12 protein-coding genes, 3 tRNA genes and 1 pseudogene are annotated in these 19523 nt (G+C 48.2%); 13 read left to right on the forward strand and 3 right to left on the reverse strand.

What is annotated here, in order from left to right; translation table 11 throughout:
- The first annotated feature begins 37 nt into the window (after window positions 1-37).
- Window positions 38-1024: pseudogene (gene rpoS, locus U0008_RS03815) on the forward strand (RNA polymerase sigma factor RpoS).
- 74 nt (window positions 1025-1098) lie between these two features.
- On the opposite strand, the gene mutS reads toward rpoS, so the two are convergent.
- The 3 genes from mutS to U0008_RS03830 all read right to left on the reverse strand — a co-directional run bounded on the left by mutS (window position 1099) and on the right by U0008_RS03830 (window position 8538).
- Window positions 1099-3657, reverse strand: coding sequence for a DNA mismatch repair protein MutS (gene mutS, locus U0008_RS03820; protein ID WP_043491071.1), 2559 nt, complete (start codon window positions 3655-3657; stop codon window positions 1099-1101).
- Window positions 3658-3921: 264 nt separating this feature from the next.
- A complete protein-coding gene (locus U0008_RS03825) occupies window positions 3922-7356 on the reverse strand; it encodes an autotransporter outer membrane beta-barrel domain-containing protein (protein ID WP_264097728.1) in 3435 nt (1144 codons plus the stop codon).
- Between the two features lie 627 nt (window positions 7357-7983).
- Window positions 7984-8538, reverse strand: coding sequence for a winged helix-turn-helix domain-containing protein (locus U0008_RS03830; RefSeq protein WP_121626110.1), 555 nt, complete (start codon window positions 8536-8538; stop codon window positions 7984-7986).
- Window positions 8539-9069: 531 nt separating this feature from the next.
- On the opposite strand from U0008_RS03830, the gene mltB reads away from it, so the two are divergent.
- From mltB to gshA, 12 genes are all read left to right on the forward strand, one after another.
- The gene (gene mltB, locus U0008_RS03835) at window positions 9070-10170 is read left to right on the forward strand and encodes a lytic murein transglycosylase B (RefSeq protein ID WP_025801552.1); all 1101 of its coding nucleotides are present in this window, start codon (window positions 9070-9072) and stop codon (window positions 10168-10170) included.
- Between the two features lie 291 nt (window positions 10171-10461).
- Entirely contained in the window at window positions 10462-10950 is a 489-nt protein-coding gene (gene pncC, locus U0008_RS03840) for a nicotinamide-nucleotide amidase (RefSeq protein ID WP_043491073.1), read from the forward strand.
- Window positions 10951-11022: 72 nt separating this feature from the next.
- On the forward strand, window positions 11023-12075 hold the full coding sequence (recA, locus tag U0008_RS03845; RefSeq protein ID WP_025801550.1) for a recombinase RecA: 1053 nt from the start codon (window positions 11023-11025) through the stop codon (window positions 12073-12075).
- Window positions 12076-12141: 66 nt separating this feature from the next.
- Window positions 12142-12582 (forward strand): recombination regulator RecX, encoded by a 441-nt coding sequence (recX, locus tag U0008_RS03850; RefSeq protein ID WP_025801549.1) that lies wholly within the window; start codon window positions 12142-12144, stop codon window positions 12580-12582.
- A gap of 134 nt (window positions 12583-12716) precedes the next feature.
- Window positions 12717-15344 (forward strand): alanine--tRNA ligase, encoded by a 2628-nt coding sequence (gene alaS, locus U0008_RS03855; protein WP_043491077.1) that lies wholly within the window; start codon window positions 12717-12719, stop codon window positions 15342-15344.
- 254 nt (window positions 15345-15598) lie between these two features.
- Complete coding sequence (csrA, locus tag U0008_RS03860) at window positions 15599-15784, forward strand: carbon storage regulator CsrA (RefSeq protein ID WP_004091602.1); 186 nt, start codon at window positions 15599-15601, stop codon at window positions 15782-15784.
- Between the two features lie 360 nt (window positions 15785-16144).
- A tRNA-Ser gene (locus U0008_RS03865) sits at window positions 16145-16237 on the forward strand.
- A gap of 4 nt (window positions 16238-16241) precedes the next feature.
- Window positions 16242-16318 (forward strand) — tRNA-Arg (locus U0008_RS03870).
- 55 nt (window positions 16319-16373) lie between these two features.
- Window positions 16374-16450 (forward strand) — tRNA-Arg (locus U0008_RS03875).
- A gap of 434 nt (window positions 16451-16884) precedes the next feature.
- Window positions 16885-17451, forward strand: a complete 567-nt coding sequence (yqaB, locus tag U0008_RS03880) for a fructose-1-phosphate/6-phosphogluconate phosphatase (protein ID WP_025801547.1) — start codon at window positions 16885-16887, stop codon at window positions 17449-17451.
- A complete protein-coding gene (locus tag U0008_RS03885) occupies window positions 17451-17879 on the forward strand; it encodes a YqaA family protein (protein WP_043491080.1) in 429 nt (142 codons plus the stop codon). The genes yqaB and U0008_RS03885 overlap by 1 nt, the downstream gene beginning before the upstream one ends.
- Before the next feature lie 70 nt (window positions 17880-17949).
- On the forward strand, window positions 17950-19521 hold the full coding sequence (gene gshA / locus U0008_RS03890) for a glutamate--cysteine ligase (protein ID WP_040047203.1): 1572 nt from the start codon (window positions 17950-17952) through the stop codon (window positions 19519-19521).
- Window positions 19522-19523: the final 2 nt, after the last annotated feature.

Here is a 19523-nt window from a genome sequence, read left to right on the forward strand (position 1 = left end):
TGTATTCTGCCCGCAATATCACGGGTAGGGTACAGCTATGAGCCAGAATACGCTGAAAGTTAACGAGTTAAATGAAGAAGTAGACTTCGATGAGAACGGAGAAGAAGCGTTTGACGAGAAGGTGCTCGTTGAAGAACCCACCGAGGTTGATTCATCCGATGAACTGATGGCACAAGCCGTTTCACAACGTGTACTTGATGCTACTCAGCTTTACTTGGGCGAAATCGGTTACTCTCCGCTACTAACAGCAGAAGAAGAAGTCTTTTTTGCACGATGAGCGTTACGCGGAGACGAAGCGTCTCGTCGTAGAATGATTGAAAGTAACCTGCGTCTGGTGGTTAAAATCGCCCGTCGCTATAGCAATCGCGGCCTAGCGCTGTTAGATCTGATCGAAGAAGGCAATTTAGGTTTAATCCGTGCCGTCGAGAAGTTCGACCCAGAGCGTGGCTTCCGTTTCTCTACCTATGCAACATGGTGGATCCGCCAAACGATTGAGCGGGCTATCATGAATCAGACGCGAACGATCCGTTTGCCGATTCATATTGTCAAAGAGTTGAACGTTTATCTGCGAACCGCACGTGAGCTTTCACACAAACTGGATCATGAACCGAGCGCGGAAGAGATTGCTGAGCAGTTAGATCGTCCGGTCACTGACGTTAGCCGTATGCTGCGCTTAAACGAGCGTATTACTTCAGTGGATACTCCGCTGGGGGGCGATTCAGAGAAGGCCTTACTGGATATTCTCACCGATGAGAATGAAAGCGGCCCGGAAGATACCACGCAAAGCGATGACATGAAGCAGAGTATTGTTAAGTGGCTGTTTGAGCTTAACGCGAAACAACGTGAAGTTTTGGCGCGTCGTTTTGGTCTGCTGGGTTATGAAGCCGCTACCTTGGAAGATGTGGGGCGCGAAATCGGTTTAACCCGAGAGCGTGTGCGTCAAATTCAAGTTGAAGGTTTGCGTCGTCTGCGTGAAATTCTGCAAGGACAGGGATTGAGCATTGAGGCTCTATTCCGCGAATAAGACTTTCGATAATGCATAAAATAAAAAGGTGAAGCTTTGCGGCTTCACCTTTTTTTATGCTTCAAGTTTAGAGTTTAAACCATGCCTTTTAGGCGATAGAGCCAATCCAATGCCTGACGCGGCGTGAGTGTATCGGGATCGAGCGTTTCCAGAGCTTCTACGGCAGGAGAGGCTTCAGGTTCAGCCAGAAGCTGAAGCTGTGATCCGTCAATTTGGCTATTGCCGGTTTGCGCTGACAAGGTTTCCAGCTCTTTGAGTTTTTGTCTTGCACGCTTAATGACATCCCGAGGAACGCCCGCCAGTGCGGCAACGGCAAGGCCATAGCTTTTACTGGCCGCGCCATCTTGTACACTGTGCATAAAGGCAATGGTGTCACCATGCTCAAGGGCATCGAGATGGACGTTGTACACGCCTTCCAGTTTTTCTGGCAGCGTGGTTAATTCGAAGTAATGCGTGGCGAATAACGTCATGGCCTTGATGCGGCTGGCCAGATTCTCGGCACAGGCCCATGCCAGCGATAAGCCGTCATAGGTTGATGTCCCGCGACCAATTTCATCCATCAGCACCAGACTGTTTTCCGTGGCGTTATGCAAGATATTGGCGGTTTCGGTCATCTCAACCATGAAGGTGGAACGGCCAGAGGCCAAATCGTCGGCTGCGCCCACGCGGGTGAATATACGGTCGACAGGCCCAATCACAGCTTTTTCTGCGGGAACAAAACTACCAATGTGCGCCATCAGCACAATGAGCGCGGCTTGACGCATATAGGTGCTTTTACCGCCCATATTCGGGCCAGTGATCACTAGCATGCGGCGCTGTGGGGAAAGTGACAGCGGGTTAGCAATGAAAGGTTCTTTGAGCACTTGCTCAACGACGGGATGGCGTCCGCCAACAATTTTAATTCCGGGCTTATCGCTGAGCTCTGGACGGACATAGTTTAGCGTTTCAGCGCGTTCGGCCAAATTGCTCAACACATCCAGTTCGGCCAGCGCGTTGGCGCTTTGCTGTAGATCGGCCAGATGCGGTAACAGCATGTCGAACAGTTCTTCATAGAGACGCTTTTCTAGCGCCAATGCTTTGCCTTTTGATGTCAGAACTTTGTCTTCATACTCTTTTAATTCAGGGATGATATAGCGTTCTGCATTTTTTAAGGTCTGGCGACGGACATAGTGAATCGGGACTAAATGGCTTTGGCCACGGCTGACCTGAATGTAATAGCCATGCACGCCGTTGAAACCAACTTTCAAGGTGTCTAAACCGAGTTTTTCGCGTTCGCGAATTTCTAAACGATCGAGATAGTCAGTAGCCCCATCGGCTAGCGCGCGCCATTCGTCTAGCTCTTCATTGTAGCCCGGCGCGATGACCCCACCGTCGCGAACCAGAACGGGAGGCGTTTCTACCACCGCTCTTTCCAGCAATTCTTTCAGCTCATCAAACTGACCGGAATTTTTCGCCAGCGTCGCAATGTGAGGCGTAGCATGGTCGCCGATGAGTGCCTGAATTTCAGGTAGCTGCTGGAACGCATAGCGCATGCGCGCAAGGTCACGTGGGCGAGCGGTACGTAGAGCTAAACGCGCAAGAATTCGTTCAAGATCGCCGACCTGACGCAGTAGCGGTTGAAGATCTTCAACCAGAGGCTGAAGGGCTTCGATAGCCTGTTGACGATTATTGAGCGCTTTGTGATCGCGGCTCGGCATATGCACCCAGCGTTTGAGCATACGGCTGCCCATTGGTGTGACGGTGCAATCCAAAATAGCGGCCAGCGTATTTTCAACCCCGCCCGATAGGTTCTGTGTGAGCTCTAAATTTCGGCGGGTAGCGGCATCCATAATAATGCCGTCTTGCTGGCGCTCGATGGTAATACCACGAATGTGAGGCAGCGTGGTTCGCTGCGTATCCTTCACATATTGCAGCAAACAGCCAGCCGCACGCAGCGCCTGTGTAGATTGCTCTACGCCGAAGCCATTGAGATCGCGGGTACCAAACTGGAGGTTCAGCTGTTGCCGAGCGGTGTCTAACTCAAATTCCCAAAGCGGACGGCGACGCAGGCCACGGCGGTTTTCAATCAACGGCATAGAGCCAAAATCTTCGGGGTAAAGCAGCTCTGCCGGATTAGTACGTTGGAGTTCTGCTGCCATGGTTTCGAGATCGGCTGGTTCGGCAACGTGAAAACGGCCAGAGCTAATATCGAGAGTCGCAAAGCCAAAGCCGCGCGCATCCTGCCAGATTGCGGCTAGTAGGTTATCCTGACGCTCTTTAAGCAGCGCTTCATCGCTGATGGTACCCGGCGTGACGATACGAACCACTTTGCGTTCGACAGGCCCTTTAGTGGTTGCCGGATCGCCAATTTGTTCACAAATAGCGACGGATTCACCTAGCTGTACCAGCTTTGCGAGATAGTTTTCAACGGCATGATGCGGAATACCGGCCATGGGAATCGGCTCTCCGGCAGAGGCTCCGCGCTTGGTTAGCGAAATATCCATGAGCTGAGAGGCGCGTTTGGCATCATCATAAAATAGCTCGTAGAAGTCACCCATACGATAGAACAGCAGGATATCAGGATGCTGTGCTTTCAGTTTTAAGTACTGCTGCATCATGGGGGTGTGTGAGTCTAGGTTTGTCATGTCGCTCATAGAATTTCTATATCTAATATATTGAATTTTAAGATTGTCGTGATTTTTTAGATTCTGTTTAAGCATCACGAAATCGTTTGGAGAAGCAGTCATCCAGAACGATTTTTTAGGGCACTATACTAACGTAGGGATCTGCAAACTGACATAGTTAATATCTGGAAGTGCTTCGCAAGTTTGGTATGCAATAGGTGTGCTGGTTTACAGATAAAAAAAGCCCACCATACAGGTGGGCTGTGTCTTCAACTAGGGACTTAGGAACAAGGCTTAGAAGCTATATTTAATCCCTAACATCCCAGACGTATCGTTATAGCCGGCATCGCCAATTTGCTGGGCAATATTTATCCAGCCGCTGGTGCGTTGACTGAATTGCCCTTCAATACCGACTTTGACCTCACCAATGTTGCGTGCACCGTCTTGGGACAGTTTGACATTATTCATCTCTACGCCGAACCGCTGGGTATTATGGATCCAGTTAACCTCAGCGAAGGGTTCGAAAGTACGATCTTTATTGTCATCCTGCGTTGCATTGCCCTGCATATAGGCCCGAACGCCAAGTCGGGTTTGCAGATTGTTGTTGCCCGTGCTGTCTACTCGGGTGCCGTTTCTTTCAATGTGACGATCCGCTTTGACACCCATCCACGTTAGCTGTGCTTTAGGCTGAATAAACACTTTGCGGCGTTCGCTTTCACGCACTTTGAAGGTATATCCACTTTCCACAGATCCGGTGAAACCGCTAGAATCATAGGATTCTGATGGTAAATCATCACCGTTTACCGAGTTTTTAAACCAGTTGTACAGCAACCAGGTATCAACATAGAGTCCTGTCTTATCTGCATCGTTGTTATACCAAGTACCGTAAGCGCCGACGGAATAGCCATCAATGCTTGAACGCGAGTCATGGCGTGATTTATTCGAGTGGGTATGACTTTTCGCGTTGGCATAGCCAGCCATCAGGCCAAGGTGCCAACGATCCAAACCATCCGTACTCCACTGCGCGATATCACCGCCTAATTGCATAACGTAGCGGTTGGTGCTGGTTTTCAATTGCCCACTGCTGTCTTTAAAGTTATTACGCCCACCGATCTGGCGTAGCCACATGCTGGTCACTTTTTCTTCACCGGTTAATACGTCGGTATATTGGGTTTCCCCTAAGCGATCGTGCAATCGGGTCGTGAATAAAGTATTTCCTGCTGCATGGTTAGCAATGTAGCTACCTGCTTCAGGGCGTACGACCAGATCTTTCGGCTTGTTGGGGACTACCGGTGGTTCAGGTTCTTTAGGGTCAACAACCGGAGGCTCGGGCTCTTCAGGCGGTTCAACGACCGGAGGCTCGGGCTCTTCAGGCGGTTCAACGACCGGAGGCTCGGGCTCTTCAGGCGGTTCAACAACCGGAGGCTCAGGCTCTTCAGGCGGTTCAACAACCGGAGGCTCAGGCTCTTCAGGCGGTTCAACAACCGGAGGCTCAGGCTCTTCAGGTGGTTCAACGACCGGAGGCTCGGGCTCTTCAGGCGGTTCAACAACCGGAGGCTCAGGCTCTTCAGGTGGTTCAACGACCGGAGGCTCAGGCTCTTCAGGCGGTTCAACAACCGGAGGCTCGGGCTCTTCAGGTGGTTCAACGACCGGAGGCTCGGGCTCTTCAGGCGGTTCAACAACCGGAGGCTCAGGCTCTTCAGGTGGTTCAACGACCGGAGGCTCGGGCTCATCAGGTGGTTCAACGACCGGAGGCTCAGGCTCTTCAGGCGGAAGTTTGGAAATCAAATACCAGTCATTTAGCGCTGACTGCGTTGGATCATAAGCGGTTGGCGGCGTGTAAGATGAATCACCGCGCTGTAAATAATAGTCATACAGGCCTGCGACAATACGCCCTTGCTGAACGAATTGGCCGCTAGAATCACCTTGAACTTCAATGAGTTTAATCCCGTTGGTGGTCAGTGCGCCTATGCCGCCCGCGTTATTCACCGCAACATAAGTGGAGCCAGTGGTATCACCGGTAACAATGAGTTTGTCGGTCGGGGAGTTATCATCGCCTAACTGGGTATTCATAACCAATAGGCCGCCATCGCCGTGGTAGTTGCCCGTGACGGTTAAAGTTTTGAATGTTGGATCTGCATCGCTGTGGGCAAAGTTGATTTGGCTGCCTGTATTTAGCGTGAGCGCACTCACCGAGGAGTCGCCGTCCATATTCCATGAGGCATTGGTCAGTGCTACGCGGCTTTCACCGAGGCTGCTTTGATAGGCTGCACCGTTCCAAACTGAACCGTCGGTTAGGTTCAAATCGATAAGGCTGCCCGTGCCTTCTGCGTTGATGTCACCGTCAATATTATATTTACCGCCGGTGGAGCCATCGATGGTGCCTCCGGCTGCATAGAGTGCGTAGCTACCGTCTGTTTGACGACCTGCGGTGGCCACATTGAGCCCGCCCTCTAAAGTGACGAGGCCAGCTGCCGTGCTGTAAATTCCGTGAGTTGTATTGGCGCTATTCACCTGAATAGACGAGCCATCGCCCAGCGTCACCTCTGGTGATGTATATCGAGCATTGTATAAACGTGCATATATACCGTGTGCGCCATCACCGTTTGTAATGATAGACGACGCACCACCTACAGCGGCTTTACCTGAATATGCATAGATACCATAGGCCGCATTGCCCGTGGTTATGATGTTGGTCTGGCCTAACGCTACGTTGCCATCGTAATAGCTGTAGATACCGTAGGCATCAGTATTGCTTGTTGTAATTGTATTATTGCTGCCACCTGTCACTTCGCCCTTATTGAAACTATAAATGCCAGATGCTTTACTCCCTATAGTCGTAATGGTCATGCCGTCATCAACCAGAATTTTTGCTGAGCTGGTAGCATAAAGTGCGTGAGCCGAGGTGCCTTCGGTACTGAGTAGGGCATTTTTACCTAATTCTATTTGGCTGGATGATGCCGCATAAGCAGAGTAAGCGCTGCTGCCGAAGGTGCTAAGTTGAGCATCATTGCCGATTTTAATGCTGGATCCTGATTGAGCGGTACGGATAGCGTTGGAACTATCGCCATGGCTGATGATTGTTGCACCATCGCCAACGGTTACGTTGTTTGCGGCAAGCGTTCCGTCTCTAAAGGCTGATACGGATATTCCGTGCCCAGAGCGACCCCATGTTTCAATATGCGCATTTTTGCCCACATAAACATTCGCTGAACCAAGCCCGCCAGTACCGTTTGTAAAACTATAGGATGTATAGCCAGTGTTGATAGCGTCGCCAGATGACCCTTTGGCATAAATTTTGGCGTTATCGCCAATAATGACGAACATAGGGTTATCAGGTGTGCTCGCATTACCGTGAGTACGGATGGTGTCGTAGTCGGTACCGTCAGAAGTTGCCGTGAAATTATCGCCAAAAATAACCCCGATGCTGGCACCTGTCTGAGTATTATTGTTGATCATGACAGTGTGTTTGAAGGCTTCGCCTCCGGGGCCATTTAGCGTCACGTCATCGCCATAGACTCTCACGGGTTCATTAGCCCAGATATAGACGTAGTTAGGGCTGCCCGCGACGGCATTATATTCTGTGTTTGCTGCGTTGGGGATTTTTGCCCGAATGTCGTCTGGTAACGATGAGACCGGCAGCGAATAGGCTGGAATAGAAAAGGCAATCAGCGCAGCTGAAATACAGCTGGCAAGCATTGATATTTTTAACGGGCGTACTTGCTTCATAATTATTCTCCCTTCTTCTTCCATTCAGGAATGCCTCTAACCAGAGAAACCATCCGTGTAAGTAGAATCATCAATAACCCTTAGTTTTATGCCTTCATCCTAACTCAATAAAAATTAATTGGAATTTTAAACTGCCAATATGTGTTATTACAGTTTTTTGTTCTTGTTGTTTGTTTGTATTAATCTTTATTAAGTTTTAAGTTTTGTTTTATTGTGGGGGTTAATTGACGGGAACTTGATGTGATAAGCCTTTTAATGTGAATTTAGCTTTTTAAGTGGTGACGGTCGCAGGAATAAAAATGCCCGAAGGAATTACGGGCATTGGAAAAGTTAAAGATAACTTAATTTATCTAAAGGGACCTTTCATTAGTGATGCTTTCACATATTTCTATTTTGTTTTCACGCAAAATTTTGCATTTAACAACAAAGATTCTCGATATGTCAGAAATATAGCTGCTTACTCTATTGCTTCGATTGACCAAAATATAGTCGTCAGGTTTGCAACTAACATCTTTTGCCTTTAGGAATTCCAATATGTTATTGCGAGCATCCTCGGTGATAGGGCTATAGAGGGAGTTATCCGCAATAAACGTTTTGCACTCACCGACTTTACCAATGTAAATTTCTTTACTTATGGATAGATAGTAAATGGATAACGTCGCAATAAGAATTACAACGACTAGCGCGATGCCTACCAATAACAGCCATTTTTTGCGCCTGCCGCTGATTTTTTTTTTGTAAACTGGATGTTTCTATTGGTTGAACTGGAGGACTATGCGTTCTCTCAGTAATTGACGGTTCTTGCTGAGAATTATTTTCATCTTGCTCACACTTCTCTGCTTCAATTTGTATTTCGCTACGCAGCATAAAACCCATTTTAGGCGCGGTTGTGATGAACTCTTCATCTAGCCCCATGCTTTTTATTAAACGACGTAACTTGCTAACACATTGATTTAAATTACTATCGCTGGATATTAAACCATAATTATCCCATACCTTCTGAAATAGTAGATTTCTACTAACGACTTCACCTTGGTGAGTAAGTAGCAGTAATAATAGTCGCTTAGTGATATTGGATATAAGAATGGGCTCAATATCCGGTTGTTTCACAAAAGATAAAGCGCTGGTGGCTGGTGTAAATAAAATTAGGTCATTAATTTTATAACTTATGTCATCTAACATATTCACCTCGTTAACACCGACTAATGGCATCCCCCGATTGCCAGTGAACAGCTTCATAGTGGTGGTAATTAGTGTGTAAAAAATCGTACCGCGCATGAGCACAGCAGGAAATTGGCTATATTCTTATGAATAAATTGATTTTACTGGCGTAGCCAACCGTTAAGTAAATAATTAGATGTTTTCATAGTGGCTATAAGTCCTCCGTTCCATGGATGAGCGTAGGTCATTTATAGCTTATATCTATTATCAATGGAAATAATATATAACTGAAGGATTTAATGGTATAGCATTTCGTAAATAAGCGTTAAATCAGTTTATTGTTCTGTACTGTTTTGAAAAATAAGATTTTTCTCAATGCTAATTATATTTTGTGAGGTCTTATGTTCAGGCGTGAGAGGGTATAAAAAACATTAATTATGGTGGTCTATGTTTTACGTCTGTTTAGTATCACTGGATGAGATTCCAGTTTTCACCCCCTAGACAACGCGCTAACATATCGGTCACTTTTTCTTGCATTGCGATGGATATTCGATGCGTTATCTAGCTGCGCTCCTGCCTATTGTTGTCTTGCTATCTGCCTGTAGCAGCAAGCCAAAACCCTCTAACGACGTGACTGAAACTACGCCACAAACGGCCAAGGGCGGTTTTTTACTGGATCCTTCCCACTCGGGCCAAGTGCAGATGGGGGATTTTGCCTACGATCCCGCGATGAATCGTTTTGTAGACAAAATGGTCAGCGAGCATGGCTTTGATCGTCAGCAGTTGCACGATGTGTTGGCGCAGACCAAACGTTTGGATTACGTGCTCAAATTGATGGATAGACAAGCACCGACTACGCGCCCGCCTGCGGGGCCTAACGGTGCTTGGCTGCGCTATCGCGGCAAGTTTATTACTCCTGATAACGTACAAAATGGGGTTGTGTTCTGGAATCAATATCAGAATGCCTTGCAGCGTGCTCAGCAGGTATACGGTGTGCCACCAGAAATTATAGTGGGCATTATTGGCGTTGAAACCCGCTGGGGACGCGTCATGGGGAAAACCCGCATTATTGACGCCTTGGCAACTCTGTCGTTCGCCTATCCGCGCCGTGCTGAATATTTCTCTGGTGAGTTAGAAACCTTTTTATTAATGGCGCGTGAAGAGGGCGACGATCCGTTGAACCTGAAGGGGTCATTTGCAGGGGCGATGGGGTATGGTCAATTTATGCCGTCCTCATTTAAGAGCTATGCGGTTGATTTCAACGGCGACGGTCATATCAACTTGTGGGATCCTGAAGATGCCATCGGCAGCGTGGCTAATTACTTTAAGGCGCACGGTTGGCAATCAGGTAAAAAAGTGGCGGTACCGGCCAATGGGCAAGCTCCAACGCTTGAAAATGGCTTTAAAACTAACTACTCCATTACTGCGCTGGCAGAAGCTGGTCTAAGCCCTCAAAGTTCGCTAGATGGATACCAACAGGCGAGCCTGTTGCGTCTTGATATGGGCACTGGCTACCAATATTGGTACGGTCTACCGAATTTCTACACGATTACCCGCTACAACCATAGTACCCACTATGCGATGGCGGTGTGGCAGCTAGGTGAAGCCGTTGGTCAGGCTGCTCGCCAAGGCAGCGTGTTCCAGAATAACTAGCTTTCATCTTATCGCCTCCCTGCAATAGGGAGGCGTTACTATGGTATATAGCAGTCGTCATCCTCTCTCCCTCGATTTATCTAATAAACGTCTATTTTCTAAATCTATCCCAGAGATCTACCAGCACCACCACAACGTTGCAGCCCAATGTTGCTCATAGTGATGAGCATTTTTTATTATCTTGGAATCCATTTCGCATTTCTGATTTTCGACGGCGACATATCAGAGCACATCATCTAAAAGAAAGTGCTAACATCAAAAGCCGATTCTCACCGTACATAGGAAGAATACATGACGGATGATGTGTTACTTGAATTGAGCGCGACGTTGGGAGCTCGCCTAAAGGAAAAAGGCGCCACGTTAACCTGTGCGGAATCTTGCACGGGGGGATTAATCGCCAAAGTGATTACTGATATCAGTGGGAGCTCCGCTTATTTTGAACGCGGTTATGTGACATACAGTAATCAGGCCAAGCATGAAATGCTGGGGGTTACTCTGGAATCGTTGCGATTATATGGCGCCGTCAGTGAAGCCGTTGTGAATGAAATGGCACAGGGCGCACTCCGGGCTGCAAGCGCAGATTTTGCGGTTTCAGTTAGCGGCATTGCGGGGCCAGACGGCGGTTCGGCAGCTAAACCTGCTGGTACCGTGTGGTTTGGTTTTGCGGCTAAAGATGGACGTACATATTCTATTCGTCAATATTTCCCTGGCGGGCGTCTTCAGGTACGCCAACTGGCGGCAGAATTTGCTCTGTGTGTTCTAATTGAAAAATTTCTCTGAACATACTTGATACTGTATGACTATACAGTATAATCAACACCAATTTCAGGTTCGCTATGCATGGAGTAACAGATGGACGAGAACAAACAAAGGGCTCTAGCCGCTGCGTTAGGCCAGATTGAAAAGCAGTTCGGTAAAGGTTCCATTATGCGTCTTGGTGATACCCAGACGTTGGATATTGATTCTGTATCTACAGGTTCTCTGAGTCTGGACGTTGCTCTGGGCATTGGTGGTTTGCCGATGGGCCGTGTGGTTGAAATTTTCGGGCCAGAATCTTCCGGTAAAACCACGCTGACGCTGTCGGTTATTGCCAGTGCACAGGCTGCGGGCAAAACTTGTGCGTTCATCGATGCTGAGCATGCGCTGGACCCAATCTACGCCGGTAAGTTAGGTGTGCAAGTTGATGATTTGCTGATCTCTCAGCCAGATACCGGCGAACAGGCATTAGAAATTTGTGATGCTCTGGTGCGTTCAGGCGCGGTTGACGTTATCGTTGTGGACTCCGTTGCTGCACTGACGCCAAAAGCAGAAATTGAAGGCGAGATGGGCGATTCCCATGTCGGCTTGCAAGCGCGTCTGATGTCTCAGGCGCTGCGTAAACTGACCGCTAATATCAAGAACGCGAACTGCTTGGTTATCTTTATCAACCAGATCCGTATGAAAATCGGCGTCATGTTTGGTAACCCAGAAACCACTACCGGTGGTAATGCGCTGAAGTTCTACTCTTCTGTTCGCTTGGATATCCGTCGTATCGGCGCGATTAAAGATGGCGATGAAGTTGTCGGTAACGAAACACGCGTGAAAGTGGTTAAAAACAAAGTTGCACCTCCATTCCGTCAGGCTGAATTCCAGATCCTTTACGGCGCGGGTATTTCTAAAGAAAGCGAACTGATCGATCTGGGTGTTAAGCATAAGCTGGTTGATAAATCCGGTGCTTGGTATGCCTATAACGGCGACAAGATTGGTCAGGGTAAATCAAACTCCATGAAATACTTGCAGGAAAACCCGGCTATTCGTGCCGAGTTAGATACCAAACTGCGTGAAATGTTGTTGAGCCACGCAGCCGCAGAGAACGCAAACCATAAGCCTTCAGCTGATGAAGAGCTGTTGGAAGACGACGCGTAATCACGCGCCGTGCTGGAGAATATACCCGCAATGCGGGTATAGAGTACCGCCTCGAGGAACGACTGAGTGACTGAAACACTGAATCGGGCGATGCGGTTACTTGCTCAACGCGATCACAGCGAAACTGAATTGCGCCGCAAACTTGCGGCGCAAGACGTTTCTGAAGAGGACGTTGAACAAGCCATCGCTTATTGCCATGAGCATAACTGGCTAGATGATCGTCGGTTTGCTGAGCGATATCTCGTGATGCGCAGCCAAAAAGGCTATGGCGTACAGCGAATTCAGCAAGAATTAGGCATGAAAGGTATTGCTCGCGATCTTATCCATGACGCTTTTGCGTCGTCAGATATTGATTGGAGTGCATTAGCAAAACAAACTGCGCATCGTAAGTTTGGTCAAACTCTCCCCCAAGAATGGAAAGAAAAAGCGAAGGTGCAGCGATTTTTATTGTACCGAGGCTTCTTTCAGGAAGAAATTTACGCTGTTTTCTCCAATTTGTCGGATTGAATGCACGCGGGATTTTACTTCCCAGTGAAGAAAATTTATCTTATTCCCACTTTATGTTTGTGCGCGGCCGACTTGCAGTCAATTGCGAGAGGGTCTGTTCACTACAGTTCTTTTAGCCTGACTCCGGGACAATTATGAGCAAGAGTACCGCTGAGATCCGTCAAGCGTTTCTCGATTTCTACCATAGCAAAGGACACCAGATCGTAGAGAGTAGTTCTCTGGTTCCGAATAACGACCCTACGTTGTTATTCACCAATGCGGGTATGAACCAATTCAAGGATGTTTTCCTCGGCATCGATAAACGCAACTACAGCCGTGCAACAACGTCTCAACGTTGTGTGCGTGCAGGTGGTAAACATAACGATTTAGAAAACGTCGGTTATACCGCACGTCACCATACATTTTTCGAAATGCTGGGTAACTTCAGCTTCGGTGACTATTTCAAGCACGACGCTATCCAGTTTGCATGGGAGCTGTTGACCGGTGAAAACTGGTTCAACCTGCCAAAAGAAAAACTGTGGGTGACCGTGTACGAAACCGACGATGAAGCCTTCAATATTTGGGCTGACGAAGTTGGCGTGCCACGCGAACGTATTATTCGCATTGGCGACAACAAGGGGGCTCCTTTTGCTTCAGATAACTTCTGGCAAATGGGGGATACCGGTCCTTGTGGTCCATGCACCGAGATTTTCTACGATCACGGTGACCACATCTGGGGTGGCCCTCCAGGAAGCGCTGAAGAAGATGGCGATCGCTATATTGAGATCTGGAACATCGTCTTCATGCAGTTCAACCGTCAGTCTGATGGCACCATGCTGCCGTTGCCAAAACCATCTGTTGATACCGGTATGGGATTGGAGCGTATTGCGGCCGTTCTGCAACACGTGAATTCCAACTATGACATCGACCTGTTCCGCACGCTGATTGCCGAAACGGCAAAAGTAACCGGTGCAACCGATCTGTCTAGCAAGTCACTGCGTGTTATTGCCGACCATATTCGTTCTTGTGCGTTCTTGGTTTCTGACGGCGTACTGCCTTCTAACGAAGGCCGTGGCTATGTTCTGCGTCGTATTATCCGTCGTGCTGTGCGCCACGGAAATATGGTGGGGGCAAAAGAGACCTTCTTCTATAAGCTGGTTGCCCCACTGATTGATGTGATGGGCTCCGCCGCTGATGAGCTGAAACGCCAACAGTCGATGGTTGAACAGGTTTTGAAAACTGAAGAAGAACAGTTTGCTCGTACGCTAGAACGCGGTTTAGCGTTGTTGGATGATGAGCTATCAAAACTGACCGGCGATACGCTGGATGGTGATACGGCTTTCCGTCTGTACGATACCTACGGTTTCCCACTGGATTTGACCGCTGACGTTTGCCGTGAGCGTAATTTGAAAGTCGATGAGATTGGCTTTGAACGTGCAATGGAAGAGCAGCGCCGTCGTGCGCGTGAATCTAGCGGCTTCGGTGCAGACTATAACAGCATGATCCGTGTTGATGGTGCCTCTAAGTTCTCTGGTTATGATCATAACCAGCAGCGTTCAAGCGTGACGGCATTGTTCCGTGACGGTCAGGCGGTTGACGTTCTGAACGCTGGCGAAGAAGGTGTGGTTATTCTAAACGAAACCCCATTCTATGCTGAATCCGGCGGTCAGGTCGGCGATAAAGGCGAGCTGACAGCGCAAGGCGTGAGCTTTGTTGTAACCGATACTCAGAAGTATGGCCAAGCGATTGGACATCAGGGGAAAGTAGCACAGGGTTCATTGAAGGTGGGTGGCAGCGTTGAGGCGACGATTGATGAAGCTCGTCGTAGCCGTATTCGTTTGAACCACTCTGCAACGCACTTACTGCATGCTGCTTTGCGTCAGGTGCTGGGCGATCATGTTTCCCAGAAAGGCTCATTGGTGAGCGATCGTAACCTGCGTTTCGATTTCTCTCATTTTGAAGCTATGAAACCTGAACAGATTCGTCAGGTTGAAGATATCGTCAACGCTCAGGTTCGCCGCAATCTGCCAATCGAGACCAACATCATGGATCTCGATGAAGCAAAAGCGAAAGGCGCGATGGCATTGTTTGGTGAGAAATACGATGAAAGCGTTCGTGTATTAAGCATGGGTGATTTCTCCACCGAGCTGTGTGGCGGTACGCATGCGCGTCAGACTGGGGATATCGGTTTGTTCCGTATCACTTCTGAAGCGGGCACCGCGGCTGGCGTGCGTCGTATCGAAGCCGTAACAGGCGAAGGTGCGATTGCGGTTATGCATCAGGACGCTGACGCTTTACGTGAAGCTGCATCGTTAGTGAAGAGTGATGCTCATAGCGTTGCGGATAAAATCCGTGCCGTTATGGATAAAACTCGCCAGTTGGAAAAAGAGCTGCAACAGCTTAAAGATCAGCAGGCTGCTCAGGAGAGTGCATCACTTTCCAGCAAAGCCGTTGATGTGAAAGGCGTGAAGCTTCTGGTAAGCCATCTGGATAACGTAGAAGCCAAAATGCTGCGCACGATGGTTGATGAGCTGAAGAATCAGCTTGGCTCTGGCGTCGTGGTTCTGGCAACGACCGCTGAGGGTAAAGTCAGCTTAGTTGCTGGTGTCACCAAAGACCTCACTGGCAAAGTGAAAGCGGGCGAGCTGATTGGTATGGTTGCTCAGCAGGTTGGCGGTAAAGGCGGTGGACGTCCTGACATGGCGATGGCGGGTGGTAGCGATGCCGCGGCATTACCTCAGGCGCTGGCTGGTGTTGAAGCTTGGGTTGCAGATAAGCTGTAATTTAAGATAGTTCAAAAAACAAACGTCATATCTTATTGTCAGGTATGGCGTTTTTTGTTTTTTAGTTAACGTACTTGTTATAAAAATTACTACGGTGTATACCTTTTGGACTAAACTTGTACATACAGTGTGGACCAGCCTAATCTGCTTACACATTATGAACTTGTTATAGGTTACGTTTTCACAATAGATGATGGATAATGGCGGGGGAAGCTGAGAGACCCGACTCTAATTAATCTTTCAAGGAGCAAAGAATGCTAATTTTGACTCGTCGAGTGGGTGAAACCCTCATGATTGGTGATGAGGTAACGGTCACTGTATTAGGTGTTAAAGGAAACCAAGTTCGCATCGGTGTAAATGCTCCGAAAGAGGTTTCTGTCCATCGTGAAGAGATTTACCAACGTATTCAGGCCGAAAAGTCTCAACAGACGACTTACTAATCCTAGTGTAGCGCCTCGTATTATTGCGGGGCGCTAACGCTAAACGGATCATTCGCACTCTAAACTCCCTTCGCTATACCCTCATTTTTCGACTTTCTTTCGTTTTATCTCTTTCCTAGCTGCTTCTTTCCGTTTTTTCTGCTTATCTATTTTTAGATTTTAGCCACACTATATGCCGATTTCGTGATTATTAAATCAACAGCTTGCCTTAAAATCGCGCTTTTTGTCTGTGTTTTACACAAACGAATCAGAGTCTCGAAAAAATGTTTGACTTATAAACCCCAGAAAGTAATATGTGCGCCACGCAGTGCCGATGAGCTTAAACAAAGTTAGTCAGCACGCATCGAAAGATATGCGTAAGGTGAGGTGGCCGAGAGGCTGAAGGCGCTCCCCTGCTAAGGGAGTATGCGGTCAAAAGCTGCATCCGGGGTTCGAATCCCCGCCTCACCGCCATTTTGCACCCATAGCTCAGCTGGATAGAGTACTCGGCTACGAACCGAGCGGTCGGAAGTTCGAATCTTCCTGGGTGCACCATTATTGATTGTGGTGCTAGAAATTTATCAGCGTCGCAATATCAGCAGTATCCTGTGCACCCATAGCTCAGCTGGATAGAGTACTCGGCTACGAACCGAGCGGTCGGAAGTTCGAATCTTCCTGGGTGCACCATATTTCACAATACTTACCGCGAATGCTGAATTGCATAGTGATTAAGTGTTGCCGGTAGCACAAACGATGATAACGTTGCTTTAGCAACGGCCCGTAGGGCGAAACGTTCGCGTTGAGTCATCTTCCTGGGTGCACCATATTTGGTTTCTCTGAGGTAAAATACCTTGTCGTATGATAGTCAGAGAGACTGATGACACTAAGAGAGTGAGGCGCTTGCGCCGAATAACCTCCCAGATATGTCATCTTAAGACCTCGTCATTGACGGGGTTTTTTTTTATCTAAAATCCACCGTGCATAGTATTTTTCGGCAGAATTTTTCCTCATATCCATTGTCTTTTCAATTAATTCCCCCTGAAACTCTCAGAGCGACAACGTAATAGCTTTGCGTTAAAGTAACCTTCCATATATTCACCATCGTTACGGAGCTGCAATCAATGTACGATCGCTTTCAAGGACTGATTTTTGATATGGACGGCACTTTACTCGATACCGAGCCTACGCATCGTCTGGCTTGGCGGCAGGTGCTTTCCCAATATGGAATGACTTACGACGAACATGCGATGGTGGCACTGAATGGCTCCCCAACTTGGCGTATTGCCCAAGTTATTATAGAAAATAACCAAGCGGATATGGATCCACATCATCTTGCTGCATTGAAAACGGCTGCGGTAGAAGCCATGTTACTGGATAGCGTAACGCCGCTTCCGTTGATCGATGTGGTACGAGCCTATAAAGGCAAAAGGCCGATGGCAGTGGGAACCGGAAGTGAACACCGGATGGCAGATGCATTGTTGCGCCATTTGGGATTGCGTGATTGTTTTCAAGCGATTGTCGGTGCCGATGATGTTAAGCGGCATAAGCCAGAACCAGATACATTCTTACGCTGCGCGGAGCTTATCGGCGTAGCGCCTAAAGATTGTGTTGTGTTTGAAGATGCTGATTTTGGCATTCAAGCTGCTCAGAGCGCCAATATGGCGTGGGTTGACGTGCGTAAGTTGTAATGAGTTCTCTCCTGACATTAGGCGCTATGTTTGCCAGTAGTTTCACTAGCGCGACGTTATTGCCGGGAAATTCAGAAATTGTTTTAACTGCCTTGCTGTTAGCGGGGCAGGTTTCTCCGTGGTGGTTAGTGCTGACAGCGATTGTTGGCAATATTCTGGGCGGATTAACAAATGTCATCATTGGTCGTCTGCTGTCGGACATGAAACCGCAGCGGGGGTTACAGCTGTCGTTACGCTGGTTACAACGCTATGGCGCGGTAACATTGTTGCTCAGTTGGGTGCCCATCATTGGTGATTTACTCTGTGTGTTAGCAGGTTGGCTGCGAATGCCGTGGGTACCCGTAGCGCTTTATCTCAGTATCGGGAAAGCGGTGCGTTATGTGGTGTTAGCATGGCTGACGCTGCAGGGTATGTCATGGTGGTCATAAGCGAGAGTGGAAACGCTCAGCGGCAGAACATGAATGCTGGCAGTTATTATTTGATTAGCGGGAGGTCGACTTGATCCCGGACGTATCTAAAGCACTGACTTGGCTGGAGTCGCATCCAGATGCCCTTAACGGAATTCGACGCGGAATTGAGCGTGAAACGCTTCGTGTAACGCCTGAAGGCCAATTGGCCGCTTCTGGTCACCCAGAAATATTGGGTAAAGCGTTGACTCATCCTTGGATAACCACTGACTTTGCCGAGTCTTTGCTGGAGTTTATTACTCCAGTCGATCCCAGCATCGATCATATGCTTTCCTTCTTAACGGATATTCATCGCTATGTAGCGCGTAATTTAGGCTCAGAGCGTATGTGGCCAATGAGTATGCCGTGCTTTATCAATAAAGAAGAAGATATTGTACTGGCACAGTATGGGTCATCAAACGTTGGTCGATTTAAAACGTTGTACCGCGAAGGTTTGAAGAATCGCTACGGTGCGCTGATGCAAACCATTTCTGGCGTGCACTATAATTTCTCGCTGCCCATTGATTTTTGGCGCGCATGGGCTGGCGTTGAAGATGCAGAAAGTGGTAAAGAGCAGATCTCCGCGGGCTATTTCCGCCTGATCCGTAACTATTATCGCTTTGGCTGGGTGATCCCGTATCTGTTTGGTGCCTCACCGGCAATTTGTTCATCGTTCTTGAACGGTCGTGAAACCAATATTCCATTCGAGCGTGATGGGCATATGCTATATCTGCCTTATGCAACCTCGCTGCGTTTGAGTGATTTAGGTTATACCAACAAATCGCAGAACGATTTAGGTATCACGTTCAACAACCTGCCTGATTATGTCACCGCGTTGAAAAAAGCGATTCATACGCCATCACCTGAGTTTGCTAAGCTTGGTGTGAAGGTGGATGGTCATTATCGCCAGCTCAATGCCAATGTTTTGCAGATCGAAAATGAACTCTACGCGCCGATTCGTCCAAAACGAGTGACTAAAGGCGATGAGTCACCGTCCGATGCGCTGTTGCGTGGCGGAATTGAATATATAGAAGTGCGCTCTCTGGATATCAATCCATTTACGGCTATCGGCGTGAATGCTGAGCAGTCACGCTTCTTGGATCTTTTCTTGATTTGGTGTGTACTGGCTGATGCGCCTGAAATGAGCAGTGATGAACTGCTGTGTACGCGTAAAAACTGGAATCGCGTGATCCTTGAAGGGCGTAAGCCTGGCCAAACTATTGGTATTGGCTGTGATACCGAGCGCCAGCCGCTTGCGAAAGTCGGTAAAGAGTTGTTTGCTGATTTGCAGCGCGTTGCTGAAGTATTAGATAGTATCAATGGGAATAAGCAATATCAGCAGGTTTGCACTAAGCTGGTAGCCTGTTTCGAAGATGCTTCATTGACCTATTCTGCTCAGGTACTGGAGCAGATGAAAGAAAAAGGTGTGGGTGGATTTGGTCGTGAATTGTCAGAACGTTATCGCGAACAGTTGAGCTCAGAGCCATTGGAAGTATTAACCGAAGAACAGTTGCAGCAGCAGGTGGAAGCGTCGATTAAACGTCAGGCCGCTATGGAAACTCAGGATTCAATGCCGGGTGCTATGGGGTTTGAGGAGTATCTACACTTACACGCTGGGCGCTAGAA

This window comes from Hafnia alvei (assembly GCF_034424155.1).
GTDB classification, from domain to species: Bacteria; Pseudomonadota; Gammaproteobacteria; order Enterobacterales; family Enterobacteriaceae; genus Hafnia; species Hafnia alvei.

Coding starts and splice junctions, on each gene's coding strand:
- U0008_RS03830 (WP_121626110.1), bottom strand. CDS start 8,538: ATGTTAGATGACATAAGTTATAAAATTAATGACCTAATTTTATTTACA.
- pncC (WP_043491073.1), top strand. CDS start 10,462: ATGACGGATGATGTGTTACTTGAATTGAGCGCGACGTTGGGAGCTCGC.
- recA (WP_025801550.1), top strand. CDS start 11,023: ATGGACGAGAACAAACAAAGGGCTCTAGCCGCTGCGTTAGGCCAGATT.
- csrA (WP_004091602.1), top strand. CDS start 15,599: ATGCTAATTTTGACTCGTCGAGTGGGTGAAACCCTCATGATTGGTGAT.
- mutS (WP_043491071.1), bottom strand. CDS start 3,657: ATGAGCGACATGACAAACCTAGACTCACACACCCCCATGATGCAGCAG.
- yqaB (WP_025801547.1), top strand. CDS start 16,885: ATGTACGATCGCTTTCAAGGACTGATTTTTGATATGGACGGCACTTTA.
- alaS (WP_043491077.1), top strand. CDS start 12,717: ATGAGCAAGAGTACCGCTGAGATCCGTCAAGCGTTTCTCGATTTCTAC.
- U0008_RS03825 (WP_264097728.1), bottom strand. CDS start 7,356: ATGAAGCAAGTACGCCCGTTAAAAATATCAATGCTTGCCAGCTGTATT.
- mltB (WP_025801552.1), top strand. CDS start 9,070: ATGCGTTATCTAGCTGCGCTCCTGCCTATTGTTGTCTTGCTATCTGCC.
- U0008_RS03885 (WP_043491080.1), top strand. CDS start 17,451: ATGAGTTCTCTCCTGACATTAGGCGCTATGTTTGCCAGTAGTTTCACT.